Source organism: Micromonospora sp. R311, from assembly GCF_056780015.1.
In genome coordinates this window covers 23,427-29,591 of sequence record NZ_JBSWCE010000057.1, presented here as the reverse complement: position 1 = coordinate 29,591, position 6,165 = coordinate 23,427, and the positions used below count along the sequence as shown (strand labels likewise).

Sequence of the window (6,165 nt, the reverse complement as noted above, 5' to 3'; positions counted from 1 at the left end):
GAGTACTCGACCACGGCGTTCCTGAAGGGTCTGAAGCAGGTCGACGGGTGGCAGGACATGCCGCTGACCAAGGCCGCCCAGACCGTGCAGGTGTCGGCCTACCCGTTCCACTACGCCCAGTGGGAGCAGCAGGCCGCCGACCTGGTCGCCACGCACTGGAACAACTGACAACCGCACCGCGGACAACGTGAACGACTGTCAAAGGCTCCCTCCCCACTCCGGGGAGGGAGCCTTTGGCGTTTGCCCGGCCTGAGTTGGGCCACGGCAGCAATATGTCCATTATGAAGGCAATGGCCAGGATTATGGTGCTAGCTGCCCTGCTCGTCGTCGGCTGCGACGCGCCCGAGCGGGAGGCCGACCAGCTGGCGCCGGGGAGCAGCGGGCCGGCGACCGCGAGCGCCGCACCCACGCCGCGGGCCGAGCTGACCGTGGTGGCCGCCGGTGACCTGCTGGTCCATCCGCCGCTCACCGCACAGGCCGCCGCCGACGCGCGGCGCAGCGGGCGGGACGGCCACGACTTCACCCAGGTGCTGGCGGCGGTCCGCCCCCGGGTCAGCGCAGCCGACCTCGCCATCTGCCACCTGGAGACCCCGCTGGCCGAGCCGGAGGGGCCGTTCACCGGCTGGCCGGCCTTCAGCGTGCCGCCGCAGTTGGCCGACGCCGCCGCCTGGGCGGGCTTCGACACCTGCTCCACCGCCTCGAACCACTCGCTGGACACCGGGGTGGCGGGCATCGCCCGTACGCTGGACAACCTGGACCGGGTCGGGATCCGGCACACGGGCACGGCCCGCAGCGCCGCGGAGGCCGCCCGACCGCTCGTCCTCGACGTGGCCGGGGTGAAGGTCGGGCAGCTGTCGTACACCTTGAGTTTCAACGACATCGAGTTGCCGGCGGGCCGGCCGTGGGCGGCCAACCGGATCGACCCGGACGCGATCCTCGACGAGGCCCGGCGGGCCCGCGCGGCCGGTGCCGAGATCGTCATCCTGTCCATGCACTGGGGCACCGAGTACCGGAACGAGCCGAACGGCGACCAGCTCGACCTCGCCCGGGAGCTGCTGGCCTCGACCGCGATCGACCTGATCATCGGCCACCACGCGCACGTGGTGCAGCCCTTCGAGAAGATCGGTACGAAGTGGGTCGCGTACGGGATGGGCAACCTGACGACCCGGTTCGGCGACGGCTCGCCGGAGAACACGCAGGACGCGGTGGTGCCCGAGTTCACCTTCCGCCGCACCGCCGCCGGCCGGTGGGCGGTGACCGACGTGACCGTGCTGCCGACCTGGATGGAGTACCGGCCCGCGGCCCGGGTGGTCGACCTGGCCGCGGGCATGGCGGATCCGCGCCTGCCCGCCTGGCAGCGGACCCACTACGCCCGGATCCACCAGCGGATCCTCGGCTACCTCGGGATGCGGGGCGCGCTCGAGGCGGGGCTGCGCACGCCGCACTGACCGGACCGGTCAGCAGGCCGGGTAGAGGCGACGGGTGCCGACGCCGGCGGCGTACGCGGTCCGGTCGCTGAACCGGCAGCCGTAGTCGGCCGCGGCGACCACCGCCGGATCGGTCACGTTGTCGCCGGCGGGCCGCTTGCCGTGGCGTACCCAGGACACCAGGTCGTCCCAGGCGGCACCGGCCTCGGCCGGGGTGAACTCGCAGTGCTGCGCGGCCCGGATGGCGCGCTGCACGACCAGCCTGCCCCGGCCGTGTTTCGCCACGTCCCGCGCGTACGCCTGCTCCATCGAGAAGGGCACGAACAGGTCGCCGAGGTCGTGCAGGCTGACCACCGGCGCGGTGGGGCGGCCGGCGATCCGTGGCACCTCGGTGAGGGTCGGGGAGAGCCGCTGCCGCAGGTTCTCCGGCGCGACGCGCCGCACCGCGGCGTTCACGTCCACGGGCGAGTTCGGCGTGTAGCGGGTGAACAGGTTGGTCGCGAGCTGCCCGGGCCGCTGGGCGGGGGAGTCGCCGCCGCTGGTGGTGCTGATGGCGAAGAGGAAGTCCTTCCAGACCGCGAAGGACGCGTCGGCGCCCGGCCGCGGGCCGCCGGAGCGGTTGACCGTGATGGCCCGCAGCTGCTTGCCCAGCTCGTTGGTGGTGTCCGGGCCGGTCGGGGTGAGCCCGGCCAGGCCGAGCGCCAGCTGGATCCGCGGCACCGCGTTGGTCAGGTAGTCGGCCGGCGTCGGGTACGCGCGCACCCCGGCGAGGGCCTGGGCGACCAGGTTGTAGTCGAGGAAGAAGTCGAGCAGCGTCTGGTCGCCGAGCACCCCGCACATCGGCAGCGCCCCGTCGTAGAAGCCCGGGTACTGCTCCAGCGAGCGGGCGATGATGTAGCCGCCCATCGACACCCCGGCCAGGTAGGTCCGGTGCGGACGCCGCACCACCTGGCCGAAGTGGGTGGCCAGGTCCTTGGTGCCGAGCACCCCGGAGCGGATGTCGAACCCGTTGCGGTCGTACGAGGAGGAGGCCCAGGCGTAGCCCTGCTCGAGCAGGCGTTGCCGCAGGCCGAAGCCGGGCGGCTCGGGGGAGAGCACGTTCTCCTGGCCGCGGTAGCCGTGTGCCCACAGCACCAGGTCGCCGTTCCAGCGCGCGGGCACCTCGATGAGGTAGCCGGCGTGCCGGTGCACCCCCTGCCGGACGGTGGTCGGCTCGCCGCCCACCACCAGCGGGTCCAGCGGCGGGTTGCTGATCGTGTAGCCGGGCAGCGGCTGGCTGCCGTCGGAGTGGCGGTCGGCGGCGGTGGCCGGCGCGCCGCCGGCGAGCCCGGCCGCGAGGGTCAGGGCGAGGCCGGCGGCCAGCAGGCGGCGGGCGAGACGGGCGGGTGCGGGCGGCATCGTTGCTCCCCCTCGGACGGTGCCGCCCGGGACGGTGGCGGCGGACGGGTGCCTACCGGCCGGTAGTGCCCTGAACCTAGGCCCGCCGTTCCACCGACGTCAATGGCTGCCTGACCGCTCGGTCAGACCACGCCGTGTGCCAGCATCGCCTCCGCCACCCGGCGGAACCCGTTGATGTTCGCGCCGGCCACGTAGTCGCCGGGCAGCCCGTACTCGATCCGGACCGCGGCCGGGTGCGCCCCGAGGTCCGGGCCCGCGCCGGGGGGCGTGCGCGTACAGTCGGGGCGGTGGAGCGTACCGAATCTATGCCGGCGCAGACCCGACCGCCGGGCGTGGCGACGGTGGATCCCGGCAGCGTGCTGCTGCCCGGCCACGACGTCCCGCTGGGCCGCTACACCACGGTCCGTCGCCTGCTGCCGCAGCGGCAACGGCGGATGGTCGGGGCGTGGTGCTTCGTCGACCACTTCGGGCCGGACGACGTCGCCGAGCGGCCGGGCATGGAGGTCCCGCCGCACCCGCACACCGGGCTGCAGACGGTCACCTGGCTGCTGGACGGGGAGATCCTGCACCGGGACAGCCTGGGCAGCGTCCAGCCGATCCGGCCCGGCCAGCTCAACGTGATGACCTCCGGGCACGGCATCGCGCACTCCGAGCGTTCGCCCGCGGCGCACCCGCCGCTCATGCACGGCGTGCAGCTCTGGGTGGCGCTGCCCGACCCGGCCCGGGCCGGCGACCCCGACTTCGCCCACCACGCCGAGCTGCCCCGCTGGGCCGACGGCGAGCTGGACGTCACCCTGCTGGTCGGCGAGCTGGCCGGGGAACGCTCTCCGGCCGTGGTGCACACCCCGCTGCTCGGCGCGCAGCTCGAGCCGCGCGGTCCGGCGCCGGCCACGCTGCCGCTGCGGCCCGACTTCGAGTACGGCCTGCTGGCCATGTCCGGCTCCGCCGAGGTGGACGGGGTGTCCGTCGCCCCCGGCGCGCTGCTCTACCTCGGCACCGGCCGGGACCGGCTCACCCTGCGCGGCGAGCCGGGCAGCCAGCTGCTGCTGCTCGGCGGTACGCCCTTCGAGGAGCCGCTGGTGATGTGGTGGAACTTCGTCGGCCGCTCGCACGAGGAGGTCGCCGCGGCCCGGGAGGACTGGATGGCCGGGCGCCGCTTCGGCGTCGTCGCCGACGACCCGGCGCCGCCGCTGCCCGCGCCCGCGCTGCCCACCACCCGGCTCAAGGCCCGCGACCGCAGTGGCGGGGTCCGCGGCTGATCCCGTCCGGCAGGCGTGACCGGCGGCGGCGCGGGTAGTCGCGGGCATGCCGACCAGTGCCATTTCCAGCATCGAGGACAAGAAGCGCCTGGTACGCCGGCTCGCCGGCAGTGGGCGCGGGTTCGCCGAGCAGTACGGGTTCCGGGTCACCAACAACCCGTCGAGCCTGTTCCAGCTGCTCTGCCTGTCCGTCCTGCTGGCCCGCCGGGGCGATTTCCGGCGGGCCGTGGACAGCGCCCGCGCGCTGCCCGAGAGTGGTTGGGACAGTGCCGCCCGGCTCGCCCGCTCGCTGCACGCCGACCGGGTCCGGGTGCTGCGCGAGACCGGCCAGCGGGGCGACGTGGACGCGTTGGCCACCGTCCTCGGCGACCTCGCCCAGACCGTGGTGGACCGGTACCGGGGCGACCTGCGCCGGCTGCGCGCGGTGGCCCACCACGACCCGGCCCGGGAGCGGAAGCTCCTCACCGACCTGCCCGGAGTGGACGACCAGGTGGTCGACCTGTTCCTGCGGGAGGCCCAGGCGCTGTGGCGGGAGGTGGCGCCGGTGGCCGACCGCCGGGCGCTCGTCGCGGCCCGCCGGCTCGGGCTCGGGCGCTCCGCCGACGACCTGGCCGGGCTCGCCGGCAGCGGCGAGTCGGAACGGCTCGCCTGGCTGGTCGGCGCGCTGGCCCGGGTCGACCTGGAACACCGGTACGCGGAGCTGACCGGCTGATCTGGCGGGAGTGGACTGGCCCACAGTTCCGCGTTTTCTGACCGTTTGGATGATCCCTATCGTATGATGATCGCGGCAGTGATGCCCGCCCGGTTCGGGCGAACGTCACCGCCTGGCGGTCGCGACCCGGTTCGGGTCCGGCTCGCCGCCAGGTGTGGTGTTCTGTGGGGCGCCCCGGTCGCGGTTCGCGGCACGGGGCGCCCGCCTGTGCGCGGTCGTCCGGAGCCTCGCACCGGCTGCGCGCCTCTCAGGGCGCGAGGCCGGCGACCAGGTTCACCGTCACCGCGAAGATGAACGCCCCGAACAGGTAGGACAGCATGGAGTGCCGCAGCACCGCGCGGCGCATGTCCATGCTGGTCAGGTTGGTGTCGGAGACCTGGAAGGTGGCTCCGATGGTGAACGCCAGGTAGGCGAAGTCCGAGTAGCAGGGCGGATCGGGCTGGTTGAAGTTCACCCCGCCGTCCGGGCCGGTGTAGTAGAGCCGGGCGTACCGGGCGGCGAACACGGTGTGCACCATCAGCCAGGACAGCAGCACGCTGACCACGCCCAGTGCGCTGTAGACGTTTCGGGTGGCCTGCGTCGGCGCGCCGTGCGCGTCGGTCACCACGAAACCGATCGCGAACAGGCTGATCACGCAGGCGACGAGGAGCAGCGCGTCGCGGACCGCCCGGTTCGGGTCCTCGCGTAAGGCCATCCGGGCCGTCTCTTCGGCGTTCAGCAGCCAGACCCTGTGCCAGACCAGGACGAGCCAGCTGAGCGCGGCGGCGTCCCAGCCGACCAGCGCGGCCACCTTCGCTGGGGCCAGCGCCGCGGTGAGCCCGCCGGCCACCAGCCCGACCACGCCCATCACGGCGAGCTGGATCGCCACCGGGGTGTGCCCCGGCGGGCGGGACGGGGGCCCGGACACCATTACCGGTCACCCGGTCGCGGGACCGGGTGCGCGGCCGGCGCCGGCCCGGGGGCGCGCACCGGTCGGTCAGATGCCACGCAGGTGCTGCGAGACCCGCGTGTGCCGCTCCCGCGCCTGCGCCGCCCGCTGGGACGGGCTCAGCTCGGGGGCGGCGTCGATGCCGGCGGAGCGGGCCACCTCGTTGCCGTTGGCGTAGTCCACCGGCGGAAGGGCGCGCAGGGCCTTCAACACCTCCGGCGGGGCGCCCTCCCGTTCGGCCTCGCGTACCACGTCGTCCTTGTCGGCCGGATAGTCCAGGCTCGAGAGGTACTGCAGGACGTCGGCGTAACTCGCCATGGTGTCGGCTCCTCGGGCATCGATCCGTCACGACCGGCGGCGGTTACCCGCCCGGGCGGCCCTCACGCGCCGGTCGGCCCGGAAATCCGGGCGCCGTTTCCCGGCCGGGCCCACGGGTACCCG

At 74.2% G+C, this 6,165-nt stretch carries 6 protein-coding genes; 3 read left to right on the top strand and 3 right to left on the bottom strand.

Translation table 11 applies throughout. The features are described 5' to 3' along the window. The first annotated feature begins 290 nt into the window (after positions 1 to 290). Complete coding sequence (locus tag AC1WTP_RS31900; RefSeq protein ID WP_481652951.1) at positions 291 to 1,448, top strand: CapA family protein; 1,158 nt, start codon at positions 291 to 293, stop codon at positions 1,446 to 1,448. 9 nt (positions 1,449 to 1,457) lie between these two features. Here the strand turns inward: AC1WTP_RS31900 and AC1WTP_RS31895 are convergent, their stop codons facing one another. Next, positions 1,458 to 2,825, bottom strand: a complete 1,368-nt coding sequence (locus tag AC1WTP_RS31895; protein WP_481652950.1) for a hypothetical protein — start codon at positions 2,823 to 2,825, stop codon at positions 1,458 to 1,460. A 287-nt stretch (positions 2,826 to 3,112) separates the two neighbouring features. Between AC1WTP_RS31895 and AC1WTP_RS31890 the strand changes: the two genes are divergently transcribed. Together AC1WTP_RS31890 and AC1WTP_RS31885 are read left to right on the top strand one after the other, a co-directional pair. Then, positions 3,113 to 4,084: a pirin family protein gene (locus AC1WTP_RS31890; RefSeq protein WP_481652949.1), complete on the top strand. Its 972-nt coding sequence runs from the start codon at positions 3,113 to 3,115 to the stop codon at positions 4,082 to 4,084. A gap of 46 nt (positions 4,085 to 4,130) precedes the next feature. Further along, positions 4,131 to 4,796 carry a hypothetical protein gene (locus AC1WTP_RS31885; RefSeq protein WP_481652948.1) on the top strand — a complete coding sequence of 222 codons (666 nt, stop codon included), beginning with the start codon at positions 4,131 to 4,133 and terminating at the stop codon, positions 4,794 to 4,796. A 247-nt stretch (positions 4,797 to 5,043) separates the two neighbouring features. Here AC1WTP_RS31885 and AC1WTP_RS31880 read toward each other — a convergent pair whose 3' ends face one another. Both AC1WTP_RS31880 and AC1WTP_RS31875 read right to left on the bottom strand, forming a co-directional pair. Continuing rightward, positions 5,044 to 5,706, bottom strand: coding sequence for a DUF1345 domain-containing protein (locus tag AC1WTP_RS31880; RefSeq protein WP_481652947.1), 663 nt, complete (start codon positions 5,704 to 5,706; stop codon positions 5,044 to 5,046). Between the two features lie 66 nt (positions 5,707 to 5,772). Next, positions 5,773 to 6,042, bottom strand: a complete 270-nt coding sequence (locus tag AC1WTP_RS31875) for a DUF2795 domain-containing protein (protein WP_481652946.1) — start codon at positions 6,040 to 6,042, stop codon at positions 5,773 to 5,775. Positions 6,043 to 6,165 lie beyond the last annotated feature (123 nt).

What these genes read in the sequence shown, in the direction of transcription:
- AC1WTP_RS31900 (WP_481652951.1), top strand. Translation starts at nt 291, where the DNA reads ATGGCCAGGATTATGGTGCTAGCTGCCCTGCTCGTCGTCGGCTGCGAC.
- AC1WTP_RS31875 (WP_481652946.1), bottom strand. Translation starts at nt 6,042, where the DNA reads ATGGCGAGTTACGCCGACGTCCTGCAGTACCTCTCGAGCCTGGACTAT.
- AC1WTP_RS31880 (WP_481652947.1), bottom strand. Translation starts at nt 5,706, where the DNA reads ATGGTGTCCGGGCCCCCGTCCCGCCCGCCGGGGCACACCCCGGTGGCG.
- AC1WTP_RS31885 (WP_481652948.1), top strand. Translation starts at nt 4,131, where the DNA reads ATGCCGACCAGTGCCATTTCCAGCATCGAGGACAAGAAGCGCCTGGTA.
- AC1WTP_RS31895 (WP_481652950.1), bottom strand. Translation starts at nt 2,825, where the DNA reads ATGCCGCCCGCACCCGCCCGTCTCGCCCGCCGCCTGCTGGCCGCCGGC.